The organism is Rhizobacter sp. (assembly GCF_031412495.1).
In the GTDB taxonomy this organism is placed as follows: Bacteria; Pseudomonadota; Gammaproteobacteria; order Burkholderiales; family Burkholderiaceae_C; genus Schlegelella_A.
In genome coordinates, this window is record NZ_JANODC010000105.1 from 1 (window position 1) to 15,755 (window position 15,755).

The 15,755-nt window shown below is 72.6% G+C and carries 14 protein-coding genes; 9 read left to right on the top strand and 5 right to left on the bottom strand.

What is annotated here, in order from left to right; genetic code table 11:
• From AC30N0_RS03745 to AC30N0_RS03760, 4 genes are all read left to right on the top strand, one after another.
• Positions 1-612: flagellar biosynthesis protein FlhF (locus tag AC30N0_RS03745; protein ID WP_489516591.1), on the top strand; the 612-nt coding region annotated here is incomplete at its 5' end.
• Positions 613-624: 12 nt separating this feature from the next.
• On the top strand, positions 625-1,452 hold the full coding sequence (locus tag AC30N0_RS03750; protein WP_489516592.1) for a hypothetical protein: 828 nt from the start codon (positions 625-627) through the stop codon (positions 1,450-1,452).
• 14 nt (positions 1,453-1,466) lie between these two features.
• Positions 1,467-2,180, top strand: a complete 714-nt coding sequence (locus AC30N0_RS03755) for an RNA polymerase sigma factor FliA (RefSeq protein ID WP_489516593.1) — start codon at positions 1,467-1,469, stop codon at positions 2,178-2,180.
• A 31-nt stretch (positions 2,181-2,211) separates the two neighbouring features.
• Positions 2,212-2,943 (top strand): class I SAM-dependent methyltransferase, encoded by a 732-nt coding sequence (locus tag AC30N0_RS03760; RefSeq protein ID WP_489516594.1) that lies wholly within the window; start codon positions 2,212-2,214, stop codon positions 2,941-2,943.
• Between the two features lie 22 nt (positions 2,944-2,965).
• On the opposite strand, the gene AC30N0_RS03765 is transcribed toward AC30N0_RS03760, so the two are convergent.
• Positions 2,966-3,358: a hypothetical protein gene (locus AC30N0_RS03765; RefSeq protein WP_489516595.1), complete on the bottom strand. Its 393-nt coding sequence runs from the start codon at positions 3,356-3,358 to the stop codon at positions 2,966-2,968.
• Positions 3,359-3,483: 125 nt separating this feature from the next.
• On the opposite strand from AC30N0_RS03765, the gene AC30N0_RS03770 reads away from it, so the two are divergent.
• Entirely contained in the window at positions 3,484-3,936 is a 453-nt protein-coding gene (locus AC30N0_RS03770) for a hypothetical protein (protein ID WP_489516596.1), read from the top strand.
• On the opposite strand, the gene AC30N0_RS03775 is transcribed toward AC30N0_RS03770, so the two are convergent.
• Both AC30N0_RS03775 and AC30N0_RS03780 read right to left on the bottom strand, forming a co-directional pair.
• The gene (locus AC30N0_RS03775; protein ID WP_489516597.1) at positions 3,859-6,528 is read right to left on the bottom strand and encodes a flavin-containing monooxygenase; all 2,670 of its coding nucleotides are present in this window, start codon (positions 6,526-6,528) and stop codon (positions 3,859-3,861) included. The genes AC30N0_RS03770 and AC30N0_RS03775 overlap by 78 nt on opposite strands.
• Before the next feature lie 32 nt (positions 6,529-6,560).
• Positions 6,561-7,844, bottom strand: a complete 1,284-nt coding sequence (locus tag AC30N0_RS03780) for an amidohydrolase (RefSeq protein WP_489516598.1) — start codon at positions 7,842-7,844, stop codon at positions 6,561-6,563.
• A 103-nt stretch (positions 7,845-7,947) separates the two neighbouring features.
• Between AC30N0_RS03780 and AC30N0_RS03785 the strand changes: the two genes are divergently transcribed.
• Positions 7,948-8,847 (top strand): TauD/TfdA dioxygenase family protein, encoded by a 900-nt coding sequence (locus tag AC30N0_RS03785; RefSeq protein WP_489516599.1) that lies wholly within the window; start codon positions 7,948-7,950, stop codon positions 8,845-8,847.
• A 48-nt stretch (positions 8,848-8,895) separates the two neighbouring features.
• On the opposite strand, the gene argH is transcribed toward AC30N0_RS03785, so the two are convergent.
• Positions 8,896-10,293 (bottom strand): argininosuccinate lyase, encoded by a 1,398-nt coding sequence (argH, locus tag AC30N0_RS03790; protein ID WP_489516600.1) that lies wholly within the window; start codon positions 10,291-10,293, stop codon positions 8,896-8,898.
• Between the two features lie 177 nt (positions 10,294-10,470).
• On the opposite strand from argH, the gene AC30N0_RS03795 reads away from it, so the two are divergent.
• The 3 genes from AC30N0_RS03795 (at position 10,471) to AC30N0_RS03805 (ending at position 13,896) form a co-directional block, all read left to right on the top strand.
• Positions 10,471-11,571: a sensor histidine kinase gene (locus AC30N0_RS03795; RefSeq protein ID WP_489516601.1), complete on the top strand. Its 1,101-nt coding sequence runs from the start codon at positions 10,471-10,473 to the stop codon at positions 11,569-11,571.
• A 13-nt stretch (positions 11,572-11,584) separates the two neighbouring features.
• A complete protein-coding gene (locus tag AC30N0_RS03800) occupies positions 11,585-12,412 on the top strand; it encodes a LytR/AlgR family response regulator transcription factor (protein WP_489516602.1) in 828 nt (275 codons plus the stop codon).
• A gap of 371 nt (positions 12,413-12,783) precedes the next feature.
• The gene (locus AC30N0_RS03805) at positions 12,784-13,896 is read left to right on the top strand and encodes a hypothetical protein (RefSeq protein ID WP_489516603.1); all 1,113 of its coding nucleotides are present in this window, start codon (positions 12,784-12,786) and stop codon (positions 13,894-13,896) included.
• On the opposite strand, the gene ppc is transcribed toward AC30N0_RS03805, so the two are convergent.
• Positions 13,897-15,755, bottom strand: a 1,859-nt coding sequence (gene ppc / locus AC30N0_RS03810) for a phosphoenolpyruvate carboxylase (RefSeq protein WP_489516604.1), incomplete at its 5' end; no start/stop codon positions are given. It lies immediately after the preceding gene.

Below are 15,755 nucleotides of genomic sequence, written 5' to 3' on the forward strand. Positions count from 1 at the left end.
ATCGCGGCCGCCTTCGCCGCCCGCCATGGCGCCGGCAACCTGGGGCTCGTCACCCTCGATGCGTACCGCGTCGGTGCGCACGAGCAGCTGCGCGCCTACGGCCGCATCCTCGGCGTGCCGGTGCACACGGCGCACGACCGCGCCTCGCTCGAGGACCTGCTCGACCTGCTCTCGGCCAAGAAGATGGTCCTGATCGACACCGCCGGCATGGCGCAGCGCGACACGCGGACGCGCGAGCTGCTCGACATGCTGTCGCATCGCAGCGTGCAGCGCCTGCTCGTCGTCAACGCCGCGGCGCAGGGCGAGACCATCGAGGACGTCCTCCTCGCCTACCGCGCCTCGACCTGCACCGGGATGATCCTGAGCAAGCTCGACGAGGCCGTGAAGCTCGGGCCGGCGCTCGATGCGGCGATCCGGCACCGGTTGAAGATCGTCGGTGTCGCCAACGGCCAGCGCGTGCCCGAGGACTGGCATCGCCTGTCGTCGAGCGCGCTGGTGCAGCGCGCGCTGCGCGGCGGTGGCAGTGCCGCCTGGCGCCTCGATGCGGCCGAGATGAGCCTGATCTTCGCCGCGCCGAGCCGTGCCGCGGCCGATGCCGGCGCCACCGCCTGACCTCGCCGAGCCATGGCGACCCCGTTCCCCCCTTCCCGCAGCGACCAGGCCGCCGGCCTGCGCGAGATGTTCGCGCATGCCCAGGTGCGCTTCGTCCCCGTCGTCGCCAACCCCAACGTCGCCTTCGGCGGCGTCATGCTGGAGCGCCTGTGCACCGCCTTCGCCGAGCACGGTGCGAGGGTGCTGGTGATCGACGCCTCCGACCGGGCCCGCGAGGCCGGCGAGATGGCGATGATCGACCTGGCCCAGTGCATCGAGCGGCTGTCGCCGCAGGTCTCGTTCCTCGCCGCGCGCAGGCTCCCGCTGCGCTTCGTCGATTCGCTCGGCTCCACGCGCGCCTTTCTGCAGCGCGGCGCCGAGGCATCGCCGGAAAGCGACCTCGTCCTCGTCCATGCCGGGGCGCCCGAGCTTTGCCGGATGTTCGCGCGCGGCCGCGGCCGCGGCGCAGCCGCTGCCGCTGCCGATACCGGCGTCGATGCCGACGCACCGTGCCCGATCCTGCTTGCCGACGACCGGCCGGAGAGCGTCACCCACGCCTACGCGTCGATGAAGCTGATGGCCACGCGCGCCGGGCTGATGGTGGCCGACCTCCTGCTCGGCGCGGCGCCGCACTCGCCGCGCGTCGAGCGCATCGCCGCCAGCGTTGCCGCCTGCGCCGAGCAGTCGTTCGGCGCCGTGCTGCGCGACTGGGCCCGGATCGACCCGGCCGGCGACCCGAACGATGCGCCCGGCCCGGCCTTGCGCCGCCTCGTCGCCGCTCGCCTCCTTGCGCGCGGCCCGGCCCACTCGGCTGCCTCGAACCCGGCCGGCGGCCTCCACGCCGCCCGCCACGCCAGATGAATTCCGGAGCGACCATGTACACCGCCAAAGGCCAGCTGGACCTGAACACGACGCTGAAGCAGTACAGCGGCCTGGTCCGGCGGCTCGCGCACCAGATGATCGCCAAGCTGCCGGCCAACGTCGAGATCGACGACCTGATCCAGGTCGGCATGATCGGCCTGGCCGACGCGCTCTCGCGCTTCGATGCAGCGCAAGGCGTCCAGTTCGAGACCTTCGCGACGCAGCGCATCCGCGGCGCCATGCTCGACGAGCTGCGCGGCAACGACTACCTCTCGCGCGGCACGCGCAAGCACCAGCGCTCGATCGAGTCGGCCGTCGCCCGGCTCGAGCAGCAGCTCGGCCGCGCTCCGCACGAGAGCGAGATCGCCAAGGAGATGGGCACGACGCTGGCCGAGTACCAGGAGCTGCTCGGCAAGGTGCGCGGCACCCAGCTCGTCTACCTCGAGGACATGGCCGGGGCCGAGGGCGACAACGACTTCCTCGACCGCCACGTCGCCGACGACGAGGCGAACCCGCTGGCGCAGCTGCAGGACCACCGCATGCGCGCCGCCCTGATCGAGGCGATCAAGGTCCTGCCCGAGCGCGAGCAGTACGTGATGAGCATGTACTACGAGCACGACATGAACCTGAAGGAGATCGCGGCGGTGCTGAAGGTGACCGAGTCGCGCGTCTGCCAGCTGCACAGCCAGTCGATCGCGCGCCTGCGCGTGAAGCTGCGCGAGTACTGAGGCCCGGCTGGCCCGAAGCGCGGCGCCCGCGATGCCCTGGCCGCTGCCCGCGCTCGCAGCTTGGGCCGGGTGCTGGCTCGTCTTCGCCGCCGTCGTGGCCGCGGGCGGCGGCCCGCTTGCCGCCCTCCTGGTCGCCGGCGTGCTCGGCGCTGTCGCGTCGACCTGTGGCACCACGCCTTGGCGGCGAATCTTCATCGGCACCGGCTTCCCGCTCTCGGCCGCCGCCCTCGGCCCGGCGTCGGCCCAGCCGGCGTGGGCCTGGCTGCTGCCGCTGGCCGTGCTCGCGCTGGTCTATCCGGTCCGCGCCTGGCGCGACGCGCCCGTGTTCCCCACGCCGCGCGGTGCCTTGCGCGGCCTCGGTGCCGCGCTGCGCCTGCCCGACGGAAGCCGCGTGCTCGATGCCGGCTGCGGCCTCGGCGACGCGCTCGTCGAGCTGCGCCGCGAGTTCCCGCGCGCCGCGCTGGCCGGCGTCGAATGGAGCTGGCCGCTGCGCCTCGCATGCGCGCTGCGCTGCCGCTTCGCGCAGGTGAGCCGCGCCGACATGTGGGGCGTCGACTGGTCCGGCTTCGGTCTCGTCTACGTCTTCCAGCGGCCCGAGAGCATGGCCCGTGCGGCTGCCAAGGCGCGGGCCGAGCTCAGACCCGACGCCTGGCTGGCGAGCCTCGAATTCGAGGTGGCGGGCTGGCCGCCGACCGCGGTATTCCGCTGCGCCGACGGGCGGCCGCTCTGGCTCTACAGGATGCCGTCCGCAAGCATCGGGTGAGCGGGTCCGCGCGTCGCCGGCCTTACGTCTTGGCGGACTTCCGGTCGGCCTTCTTCGCGGCCTCGACGTTCTCGGCCTTTTTGGTCAGCTTGTCGGCTCGCGACGGCTTCTTGTCCTTGCCGGCGCTCTTGTCCTTGGCCGGCTTCTCGGCCTTCGGCGGCTTCGCGGCCTTCGGCGCTCTCGCAGGCCTGCCGGCCGGGGCCGGCTTGACGACCTTGGCCTTCGGCAGCCTGGACTGCGCCTGCCTCGCCGCCTGGGCTTCCTTCAGCAGCCTGCGTTCCTCGCGCAGCGCCTGCTCGTCTTCCGAAGGCGGTTGATCGGCGCCCTGCGAGCGGGTCCGGCTGGTGATGGCCAGGTGCAGCCGGGTGCCCAGCTTGTGGATCTGGCGGCTCAGCGACGAGGTACGAATCGGCATGGAAGGTCTCCTGGGTGGCGGAGCCGACTGTAGGCGAGTCGAGAGCCGCCTGGCCTTTCGAGGGATCCCGTCCGGTTTCCTGCAGCGGATCCGTCTTGACGGGATCTGCTGGAGGAGCTGGGACGATGACGAACGTGACCCTGTGGGGGCAGGCCCTGACGGCACCGATGCTGATGGAGGGCCTGATGCTGCTGTGCTTCGGCCTGGCGTGGCCGGTCGCCAACATGCGCATGCTGCACCGCCGGCAGGCCGAGGGCAAAGGCCTGGTCTTCACCGCGATCATCCTCTGCGGCTACCTGGCCGGGGCTGCGTCCAAGCTGCTCGGCGAGGTCCTGGACCCGGTGTTCTGGCTCTACGTGCTGAACCTCGTGGCCGTCGGCATGAACCTCGGCCTGCAGTGGCACTTCGGCCGCCGCGCGCGCCCGGCGCGGGCGCGACGCGGGCCGCTGCCGCCGGCCCGGCGCCGAGCCCGTGCCGGGATTCGCCGCGGCCGCGCCCCGTCAGCTGCCGGCGGAGACTCCGTAGGTGACGTTCAGCGACAGGTCGAAGACCTTGCTGCCGAGCGAGCCGCCGGTTGAGCGGACGCGCCCGGCGCCGGCGCGCAGGGCGAGCGACGGCGTGAGCTGCCAGCCGGCATAAGCACGCGGCTGCAGCAGCACGCCGCGGGCGTCGACGCCGCCACCGCCACCGCCACCGGCCATCAGTTCGGCGCCGACATGCAGGCGGGCGCCGAGCGGCTGGTTCCAGCCGGCGCCGACGAGCGCGGCTGAGTAGCCGCCGGCCCGGCCGCCGGCGGCGGCGAGCGCCTGTCCGGTGATGTATGCGTTCGTCGTCAGGTAGCGGTCGATCTTCAGGCGCACGCCGGTCACGGCGTGCTCGTCGGTGTCGGGGCCGCGCGCATCGAAGCGCTCGGCGCCGGCGCTGAAGTCGGTGCGCGCCGGCCGCGCCGCCATGCCCGTGCTGCCCGGCCCGTCGAGCGCCCAGACGAGGGCTGCCCCGGCCTGCGCGGCGCGGAAGTTGCCGTTCGGCGCGCGCGCGTAGCCGGCCTCGATGGCCAGGCCCAGGTCGTTGCCCAGGCGGGCGATGCCGTAGACGCCGGCCTTGACGAGCAGCCCGCCGCCAGTCGACACGCCGCCGCCGCCGGCCATGCCGGCGCCGAGCCGCGTGCCGACGGTCAGGCGGTCGCGCACCAGCTCGGTCTCGACGCCGAGGCTGCCCAGAACCTCGGTGTAGCCACCGATGCCGTCGCGGGCGGCCCGCGCCGCCTCGATGCCCCAGAACGCATGGCGCCCCCACCCCTGCTCGGCGCGCGCGCCGGCCATGCCGATGTGGCGCGGCAGCGGTGTTCCGTCCTGCACCGTCTTGCCCCGAGGCGTGCGGTAGACGCTGCCGACGAGCTGGACCCGGTCGAAGCCGAGTCCGGCGCGGCCGCCGGTGCGCGCCGGCTCGCCGAGACGCTCGGCCGGGACGAAGCGGAAGTCGCTGTTGGCGTTGAGGACCAGACCGAACTGCGTGCTGTCGATGCGACCGGCGGCGTAGCGGACGTGCGAGACCGAGGCGCCGAGCGCGACCGCGCCGAGATCCCAGACGAGGTCGACGTGCGGCCGCAGCATGAGGCCGCCGCCCGGCGGCGCCCCGCCTCCGCCGCCGCCGCCGGCGTAAAGGCCGACCTCGACGCCGACCGGCCCGACCAGCCGCTGCCGCCAGGCGAGCTCGCCGCCGAGCGTGAAGAAGCCGCCGTGGCCGCCGCTCACCGCGCCGTACACGGCCGGCCCGATCGACAGGCCGCGGGCGTCGGCGAGGTCGACCAGGTAGCTCGCCCCGACCAGGCCGACGCGCGGCCCGCCGCCCGGGAAGCGGACGCGCGCGAAGCTGATCCGCGCGTGCGCCGAGGGCGTGGCGATGGCGGGCGTGTCGGCCTCGGCGGCAGCCGCCGGCGGCGGCGCCCCGGCCAGCGCAGAGAGCAGGGCGAGCAGCGCCGCTGCCGGCACGGCCCGGGTCGCCTGCGCCGCCACGGTCTGCGCCTGGGCGGCGATGGTCCGGAGCAGGCCGCCGGCCTGGCGCACGTCGAAGCCGATGAAGAAGACGCCTTCGAGCGGACCTCGGCCTACGACCTCGCCCGGCAGCCCGTGCGCGTCGACCGGCACCGGCGTCGCCGGAAACAGCGCCTCGACACCGGCGCGGTAGCCGGTCGCCAGCACGATGGCGTCGAACCCGCCCTCGCCGCCGTCGACGAAGCGCGCGCCCTTCGACGTGAGGTGCTCGATGCCGGGCCGCACGGCGATGCGGCCGGCCTTGATCGCGGCCACGGTGCCGATGTCGATGGTGGGCGTCCGGCCTTCCTCGCGCAGCTGCTGCAGCGGCGACATCGCTGCCGTGCGCAGGCCGAAGCGGCTCAGGTCGCCGACGCTGAGGTCGCGGGCCAGGCGGGCAATGGCGTCGCCCCAGCGCGTCGGCAGCCTGGACAAAGCGATCGAGGTCAGCTGGGTCGGGCGACCCAGGATGTCGCGGCGGACGATGTTCATCGGTGAGCGGACGGAAAGGGTGGTGTCGACGCCGCGCTCGGCGAGGTCGAGGGCGATCTCGGCACCGGTGTTGCCCATGCCGACGACGAGCACGCGCTGGCCGGCGAAGGGCGCCGCGTTGCGGTAGTCGCGGCTGTGCAGGACGCGACCGGAGAAGCGCTGCGCGCCTGCGAGCGGCGCCGGTGCGGGATGCGCGTTGGCGCCGGTGGCGACCACCACCTGCGCCGAAGCGAAGCGCTGCCCGCGGGCGGTGCGCGTCAGCCAGCCGCCTGCGTGCGGGACGATGGCGGTGACCTCGGCCTCGAGGTCCGGCCGGATGCCGTTCTTGCGCGCGTAGGCCTCGAGGTAGTCGACCACGCCCTGGCGCGGGACATAGCGCGGAAGGTGGTCTGGAAAGGGCATGCCGGGAAGCGCCGACTGATCCTTGACCGTGTGCAGGTGCAGGCGCTCGTAGTGCTGGCGCCAGGACGCGGCCACCTGCGTCGCCTTCTCGAGCACGCGGGGCCGTCGACCCCGCCCGAGCAGGCTCGCGGCGACGGCGAGGCCGGCCGGGCCGGCACCGACGACGACGATGTCGGCATCGATCTCGCCGGCCTCGGTCGCGTGCTGCGACCGGTGGACGGGCGAGGGCGGGCCGGCACTCATCGCCGCGAGGCCTTTCGCCGCATCGAGGCCGGCTAGGCGGCAGCGCGCAGCGGCGGCTGCGCCTCGAGCCAGTCCACCGCCACCTGCGCCAGCGAGCGCAGCGCAAGGAGCAGGGCCGGCTCGTCGATGAAGAAGAGGGGCGAATGGTTCGACGGCGCCGTCTTCGGATCCTGGCCCGGCGGCGTGATGCCGACGAAGTAGAAGAAGCCGGGTGCGACCTGCTGGTAGAACGAGAAGTCTTCGGAGCCGGTGATCTTCGGCACCACCGTCACCCGCGCCGCGCCGGCAACGCGCTCGAGCGTCGGCACCATGGCCTCGGTGAGCTCGCGGTCGTTGACCGTGACCGCGTAGTTCTTGTCGATGCAGACCGTACAGGTCGCCTGAGACGCACGGGCGATCGACTCGGCGGTGTTGCGCACGCGTTCGTGGATGTCGTCGCGCATCGACTCGTTGAAGGTGCGGATCGTCCCGCGCATCTCGACGGAGTCCGGGATGATGTTCTCGCGCACGCCGCCCTTGATCATGCCGACGGTGAGCACCGCCGGCTCGTGGGCGATGTCGACCTGGCGGCTGATGATGGTCTGCAGGCCGAGGACCACCTGCGCCGAGGCCACGATCGGGTCGACGCCGCGCCACGGCATCGCGCCGTGCGTCTGCCGGCCCTCGACCAGGATCCGGAAGGTGTCGGAGCTGGCCATCGTCGGCCCGGAGCGGTAGCCGATGGAGCCGCTGGGCAGCTGCGACGTGACGTGCAGCCCGAACACCGCCGCCGGCGCCGGGTTCTCCATCACGCCCTGCTTGATCATCAGCCGGGCGCCGCCTTCCTCGCCGGCCGGCGGCATCTCCTCGGCCGGCTGGAAGATGAACTTGACCGAGCCGCGCAGTCGCTCGCGCAGCCCGGCCAGGATCGTCGCCACGCCCATCAGCACGGCGACGTGCGCGTCGTGGCCGCAGGCATGCATGACGCCCACGTCCTCGCCGTTCCATTTCGCGCGGACCTTCGAGGCGAAGGGAACGTCGGCGCGCTCTGCCACCGGCAGGGCGTCCATGTCGGCGCGCAGGGCGACGACGGGCCCGGGCAGCGCGCCCACGAGCAGGCCGACGACGCCGGTCACGGCGACTTCGGTGCTCACCTCGTCGAAGCCGAGCGACCGCAGGTGCGCAGCGACGATGCCGGCGGTGCGGAACTCGCGGTTGCCGAGCTCGGGGTGGGCGTGGAAATCGCGTCGCCAGGCAATGACCTGCTGCTCGATGGCAGCGGCCGTCGTGTCGATGGAGGAAGCAAGGCTGCTGGCTTGGCGGTGGCTGGCGGACACGGCGGCTCCGGAGGTGGACGCCCTATTGTCGGGCGCCCGCCGGCTGCGGTGCATCGGGCGGGCACGGTCCCCGTCGGTCGGGGCCTTCTATCATCGGGTTGACATGGCCCGTTTCCGCCCGCTCTGCAGCCTCTTCGGCGTCGAAACCCTCGACGTGGACCTGTCCCGGCCCCTGTCGGACGAGGCCTTCGCCGAGCTCGAGCGGGCGTTCTATGCGCACCACGTACTGGCGCTGCGCGCCCAGGACATCAGCGCCGCCCGCTTCGTCGGTTTCGCGCGCCGGCTCGGGCCGCCGCAGCCCCACGTGATCGACCAGTTCCATCACCCCGAGGACCCGAACATCCTCGTCCTCTCGAACGTGCGCAGGAACGGGCAGCCGACCGGGCTGCAGGACGCCGGCTCCTACTTCCACACCGACTACTCCTACCTGGCCGTGCCGGCGCGGGCGACGACGCTCTATTCGCGCGTCGTGCCCAGGGTCGGGGGTAACACGCTCTTCGCCAACCAGCAGGCGGCCTACGACGACCTGCCGGAGGTGATGAAGAAGCGCATCGAGCCGCTGCTCGGCATCCACCACTACGGCAACCGCAACGACGTGCGCGACGCGAGCCGGACCGCGGCGTCGATGCTGAACGCCGAGCAGAAGGCGAAGATGCCGGTGATCACGCACCGCATCGCCCGGCCCCATCCGGTGACGGGGCGCAAGGCGCTCTATGCCGTCAGCGGCAGCTCCTTCGGCATCGTCGGCATGCCCGACGACGAGGCGCGCGACCTGCTCGACGAGCTGGCGGCGCACTCGACGCAGCCGAAGTACCGGCTGAGCTTCGCCTACGGCTTAGGCGACATCGTCGTCTGGGACAACGCCGCGCTGCTCCACTCGGCGACGCTGACCGATCCCGACGATGCGCGGACGCTGTGGCGCATCACGGTGCTCGAGCCGAGCCTGGAGGCGGCGGCGAGCGACGTGCTCGCGCCCAGCTTCGCCGCATCGGCAGGCGGCTGATCGACGTCGTCGCGCCGCGGGTCCGCGGCCCCCACCCGGCGGCGGAGGTCAGCCCAGGCGCGCGCGGTGCCGGGCGATCTGTATCCGCACCTGCTCCGGTGCCGTGCCGCCGACGACGTTGCGCGAGGCCAGCGAGCCGCGCAGCGTCAGGACGGCCTGCGCGTCGTCGCCGATGCCGGGGTGAAACCCCTGCATGACCGCCAGCGGCAGCGCCGCGAGGTCGACCCCTTGCTGCATCGCGTGCTTCACCGCATGCGACACCGCCTCGTGCGCGTCGCGGAAGGGCACGCCCTTCTTGACCAGGTAGTCGGCCAGGTCGGTCGCCGTCGCATAGCCGCGGCTGGCGGCCCGCTCCATCGCTTCGGCCTTCACCGTGATGCCGGGCACCAGCTCGCAGAAGACGCGCAGGCTGTCCTTGACGGTGTCGACGCTGTCGAAGAGCGGCTCCTTGTCTTCCTGGTTGTCCTTGTTGTAGGCGAGCGGCTGGCCCTTCATCAGCATGAGCAGGCTCATCAGGTGGCCGACGACGCGGCCGGTCTTGCCGCGAGCCAGCTCGGGAACATCGGGGTTCTTCTTCTGCGGCATGATCGACGAGCCGGTGCAGAAGCGGTCGGCCAGCTCGATGAAGCCGTAGTTCTGGCTCATCCACAGGATGAGCTCCTCGCTGAAGCGCGAGAGATGCACCATCACCAGGCTCGCCGCGGCGGCGAACTCGATGGCGAAGTCGCGGTCGCTCACCGCGTCGATGCTGTTCTGGCACACGCCCTGCATGCCGAGGGCGCGCGCGACCGCTTCGCGATCGAGGCCGAAGCTGGTGCCGGCGAGCGCCGCGGCGCCGAGCGGCAGCCAGTTCGTCCGCGCGTGCACGCCAACCATGCGCTCGCCGTCGCGGGCGAACATCTCGACGTAGGCGAGCAGGTGGTGCGCGAACGACACCGGCTGCGCCACCTGGAGGTGCGTGAAGCCGGGGAGGATGGTCTCGGTGTGCTGCTCGGCAAGCGTCACCAGCCTGCGCTGAAGGTCGCCGAGCAGCGCGCCGATGAGCTCGATCTCGTCGCGCAGCCAGAGGCGCACGTCGGTGGCGACCTGGTCGTTGCGCGAGCGGCCGGTGTGCAGGCGCTTGCCGGCATCGCCGACGAGCTCGACCAGGCGGGCCTCGATGTTGAGGTGCACGTCCTCGAGATCGACGCGCCACTGGAAGCGCCCGGCCTCGATCTCTTCGCCGACCTGCGCCAGGCCGCGCCGGATGTCGGCGAGGTCGGCCGCGGCGATGACGCCGCGCTCGGCGAGCATGGTCGCGTGGGCCAGGCTGCCGGCGATGTCGGCGCGCCAGAGGCGCTGGTCGAAGCCCACGCTCGCCGTGTAGCGCTGGACCAGCTCGCTCGTCGGTTCCGAGAACAGGGCCGACCAGGCTTCGGATTTCTTCTCGAACTGATTGGCTGACATGGGGGGTGCCGCTGGTTCGGAAGCCCGCGGCAAAGCGTGCGCTTCGCACGGATCGATCGGGTCGCAGGCGCCTGCGGGGCCCCTCTCCAGGGAGCGCTTGGCGACAATTCGCGCCATGTGCGATGCCTGCGTTCAAGGGATTCTATCGGCGCGTCCGAGCGGCTCGAGGCCGCTCTGATGGCCTCGTCGTCCGTCGGCGCGGCGGGCAGCCACGGGTCGGCCCGATCGACCGGCTTCGGCGTCACCCTGTTCGACCTCGCCTCCGATCTGCCTGCACCGGCACGCCACGGCCCGGAATCGGCGTTCGACGTCTGCCATGTCGGCGTCGTGCTGCGCTCGCTCATCTTCGTGCACGGCGTCATGGCCATCGGCATGGTCTTCGCGGCGACCGGCCCGGGCCACTGGATGGCGCTCACGGCCGCCGGGTCGAGCATCGCCCTGCCGGCCGTGCTCGCCTGGCTCATCGTCGTCTGCGCCCTGAAGCGGCCGCTCGGCAACGCACCGGTCGCGGCGCAATGGTCGGCACTGGCCGGCTTCGGCGCCTTGTCGGCCTACGCCGCCGCCCAGCTGATGGCGGCCTTGCTGCCCGACCCGTCGGCGGCCGGGCTCGGCGGGCTGGCCGGTCCCGGGCCGGCGCTCGCCGGCGCGGCGATGGCCGCGGCCATCTTCCAGTGGTTGCGCCTGCGCGCGAAGGCGACGCTGCCGGCCGAGACGACCGCGCGACTGGCCGAGCTGCAATCGCGGATCCGCCCGCACTTCCTCTTCAACACCCTCAACACGGCGTTGACGCTGGTCCGCCTCGACCCGACCAAGGCCGAGGGCGTGCTCGAGGATCTCGCCGAGCTGTTCCGCGTCGCCATCAGCGAGAGCGCCGAGTCGGTGTCGCTCGGCGAGGAGGTCGATCTCGCCCGCCGCTACCTCGACATCGAGCAGATCCGCTTCGGCAGCCGACTGCACGTGAACTGGGAGCTCGATCCGCAGGCTGCGTCGGCACGCGTGCCGCCGCTCCTGCTCCAGCCGCTGGTCGAGAACGCCGTTCGCCACGGCGTCGAGCCGTCGGCCGAAGGCGGCGTGATCCGTGTGCGCACCCGCGTCAAGCTCGGCCGCGCGGTCGTGTCCATTACCAACAGCGTGCCCAAGGAGCCCTCGCAGCCGGGTCACGGGATGGCCTTGCGCAACGTGCGCGAGCGCCTTCGCCTCATGCACGACGTCGCCGCGCAGTTCGAATCGCGCCGCGAGGAAGACGTCTACCGAGTCCAGATCGTCGTCCCGCTATGAGAAGAGTGCAACCATGAACCCACAGACTCCCCTGCAGAGCCTGCCCGTCCACCTCGGCCTCCCGCAGCCGCTGCGCGTGCTCGTCGTCGACGACGAGGAACTGGCGCGGATGCGCCTGAAGAGCCTCGTCGGCGAATGCACCGACCCGCACGTGACGGTGGTCGGCGAGGCCGCCAACGCGGCCCAGGCGCTGGTCTGGCTGGCAACCCGCCAATGCGACCTGATCCTGCTCGACGTGCAGATGCCCGGCCGCGACGGCACCCAGCTCGCCGCCGAGCTGCGCCTGCGCAACCCGGCGCCGGCGATCGTCTTCGTCACCGCGCACCCAGAGCATGCGCTGAAGGCCTTCGACCTCGAAGCCGTCGACTACCTCACCAAGCCGGTCAAGCGCGAGCGCCTGCAGGCGGCCTTGCGCCGCGTCTCGCAGCGCCTGGCGGGGACCCCGCCCCCCGCGGCGCTGCCGATGGAGGAGGAAGAGGGCCCGGTCATCATCGTCAGCGACCGTGGCCGCGTCATCCGCGTGCCGGTGTCGGACGTGCTGTACCTCAAGGCCGAGCTCAAGTACGTGACCTTGCGAACCGCAGAGCACACGCACGTGCTCGACGACTCGCTAGCCGACCTCGAGGAGCGCCTCGGCGAGCGGTTCCTGCGCGTGCATCGCAACGCGCTCGTCGCCCGTCGCGCCGTGCGTGCGCTCGAGCGCCGTGCCGTCGCCGGCGAGGCGGTCGAGGAAGGCTACGAAGGCTGGGGCGTCTGCGTCGCACCCGTCGGCGAATGGCTGGCCGTCTCGCGCCGCCAGGTCGCGTCGGTCCGCGAGGCGCTGATCGCGGCGCGCCAGTGACCGTCGCTTGACACGCGCAGAGGTCGGTTTCTTCCGGCGCACGCCTGAACCGGCCCGGACCGGCCGAAAATTGCAGCATGGAAGCGTCGTCGCCGGAACCGAGTGAGCCGGTCGCGGGCGCGCCTGCACCGGCCCCGTCGACCCCGGCCCGCAGGACGCCTCCGGTGCTCGTCGGGGCGCTTCTCGCGGTCGCGGCCCTCGGGCTGCTCGCGGTCGCTGCCCTCCGAACCGATAGCGACCCGGAGCTCGCCGATGCAGCCGCGCGCCCTCCCGTACACCGCGACCAAGACGGCGGGCGCGCGTTCTCGCGCGATGCCGGGCCGGCTTCCGCCGGCTTCGCCTGGCCGGGCCCCGACGTTTCCGCACCGGCCTTGCCTGCGGCCGCAGCCGATGTGTGCGGCGCCGGGCCGGGCGAGGCCGGCGCAGACGACGCCGATGCCTTCGCGCGCCATTTCGCCGAGGCGGGCCGGCGCGCGCGCGAGCGCCTGGCCAGCGTGCTCGCCGGCAGCGCCGACGACCGGCTGCGCGTCCTCGGCCTCGTCGTCCAGCGCGACGCGGCTGTCGCCGCCGCAGCCTTGCCGGCCGCGATCATGGGCGAGAGCTGCGGCCGCGACGCCGCATGTGCGCGCCGCGCGGCCGAGGCGCTGGCCGACGCGTCCCGTGTCGCCGCCGGGCCGAAGACCGACGCGATCGCGCGCATCGCCAGCGCCAGCCGCGAGCCGCTCGCCTACGCCATGGCGGTCGAAGCCTGCGCCGCAGGCATGGGCGCGCTGGCCCCGGCCTGCGGCCTCGTGTCCGCCGAGCAATGGGCGCGCCTCGACGCCGACAACGCCGTGCCCTGGCTGCACGTCGCCGCCGCGGCCGCGGCCCGGCGCGACGCCGCCGCGCTCGCCGACGCCTTGCATCGCGTCGCGCAGGCGCGCCGCAATCGCCTGCTCGGCGACCCGGTCCAGGAGCTGCTGAACGCGAGCCTGCCGGTCGAGGTCGGCGCGGCGGAGCGGGTCCAGGTGCTGCTGCAGGCAAGCTCGGCCATCGCTTCGGCGGCGGCGCTGCCCGACTACGCGCCGGCCCTCGACTTCTGCAGCCCTGCCGCCGTGCGCGACAGCAACCGGGCCCAGACCTGCGACGCGCTGGCCCTGCAGCTCACGAAGAACGCGGGCACGCTGCTCGACCTCGGCGTGGGCATCCGGCTGGCCGAGCAGATCGGCTGGCCGCAGGAACGCATCGACGAGTTGCGCCGTCGCCACGACGCCTATTCGAGGGTGCAGGTCGAGGCCGCGGCCGAGTCCGAGCCGCGGCGTTGCGAGGATCTCGCCCGCGTCGTCGAGCACGGGGTCCGCATCGCCCGGCTCGGCGAGATCGGGGCCTTGCGCGAGGCCGTCGCGCTCTCGGGCAAGTCGATCGATCGCCTCGCTGCCGAGGAGCGCGCAGCGCGTCCGGTGCGCGTCGCCGAGCGCGGCAGCCGCGGCCCCGACAGCAACTGATCAGCCGGTGTTGCGCAGGCCGGCCGCGAGGCCGTTGATCGAGATGTGGATGCCGCGCTGCACGCGCTCGGTTGTGCCGTTGCCGTCGCGGCGTGCCCGGTAACGCCGGATCAGCTCGACCTGCAGGTGGTTGAGCGGGTCGAGGTAGGGGAAGCGATGCTCGATCGACCGCGCCAGGGCGGGGTTCGAGGCGAGCCGGTCCTTCTCGCCGGTCACGAGCGTCAGCGCTGCGTCGGTGCGCTGCCACTCGGCCTCGATGCGGGCGAAGATGCGGCGGCCGAGCCGGCGGTCCTCGACCAGGTCGACATAGCGCGCGGCGATGCCGAGGTCGCTCTTGGCGATCACCATGTCGAGATTCGAGATCAGCGTCGCGAAGAAGGGCCAGCGCCGGGTCATCTGCTGCAGCAGCGCCAGCCGCTGGGTGCGTTCGCCTTCGGCGAGGAAGGCATCGACGGCCGAGCCGAAGCCGTACCAGCCGGGCAGGGCGACGCGGCACTGGCCCCAGCTGAAGCTCCAGGGAATGGCGCGCAGGTCCTCGATGGCCCGGCTCGGCTTGCGCGAGGCGGGCCGCGAGCCGATGTTGAGCTCGGCGATCTCGCGGATCGGCGTGGCGCTGAAGAAGTAGTCGTCGAAGCCCGGCGTCTCGTAGACGAGCTGGCGGTAGGCGGCCATGCTCGACTGGCTGAGGGCGCGGGCGGCGGCGTGGTAGCTCTTCGGCGCCTGCTTGGTCGGCTGCAGCAAGGTCGCCTCGAGCGTTGCCGCGACCAGGGTCTCGAGGTTGCGCCGGCCGATCTCGGGCTGCGCGTACTTCGAGGCGATGACCTCGCCCTGCTCGGTGAGGCGGATCTGGCCGTTCACCGTGCCCGGCGGCTGCGCCAGGATCGCCTCGTAGCTCGGGCCGCCGCCGCGGCCGACGGTGCCGCCGCGGCCATGGAACAGCCGCAGCGTGATGCCGGGTTGGCCGCCTGCCTGGCTGCGCAACGGGCCAAACAGCGACACCAGCGCCAGCTCGGCGCGGTACAGCTCCCAGTTGCTGGTGAAGAAGCCGCCGTCCTTGTTGCTGTCGCTGTAGCCCAGCATGATGTCTTGCTCGCCGCCTGAGCGTTGCACCAGCTCGGTGATGCCGGGCAGGGCGTAGAACTCGCGCATGATCGGCTCGGCCTGGCGCAAGTCACCAATGGTCTCGAACAGTGGCACCACGATCAGCGCATTGACCGCGCCGCCGTCCAGCGTGCCGCCGTTCGGTCCGGCCAGCAAGCCGCACTCTTTCTGCAGCAGCAGCACCTCGAGCAGGTCGCTCACGCTCTCGGTGTGGCTGATGATGCAGTGGCGCAGCGCGTCGCGGCCATAGCGGGCCAGCATCAGCCTGGCGGCCTCGAAGATCGCCAGCTCGCCTTGCGCCAGATCGCTGTAGGCCGCGCCGTGCACCCGCAGCGGCCGGGCGTCGTTGAGCAGGCCCATCAGCAGCGTGCGCTTGGCAGCTTCGTCCAGTGCGCTGTAGTCGTCGTGCAGCCGCGCCTCGCGCAACAGCTCGGCCACCACCGCCTCGTGTTTGTCGCTGCTCTGGCGCAACTCCACCGTGGCCAGGTGGAAGCCGAACACCTGCACCGCACGCTTCAGCGGCGCCAGGCGCGGCGCCACCAGGGCCTGGGCGTGGTGGCTTTGCAGGCTGGCCTCGATCACGCCCAGGTCAGCCAGAAACTGCGCCGGGCTGGTGTAGGCGTTCTGTGGCAACACCGCATGGCGCAGCGCCTCGGTGCCGGTCAGGTCATGCAGGGTGGCGGCCAGGCGGGCGTACATGCCCACCAGCGCGCGGCGGTAGGGCTCGTCCTCGCGGTGCGGGTTCTTGTCGGGTGAGG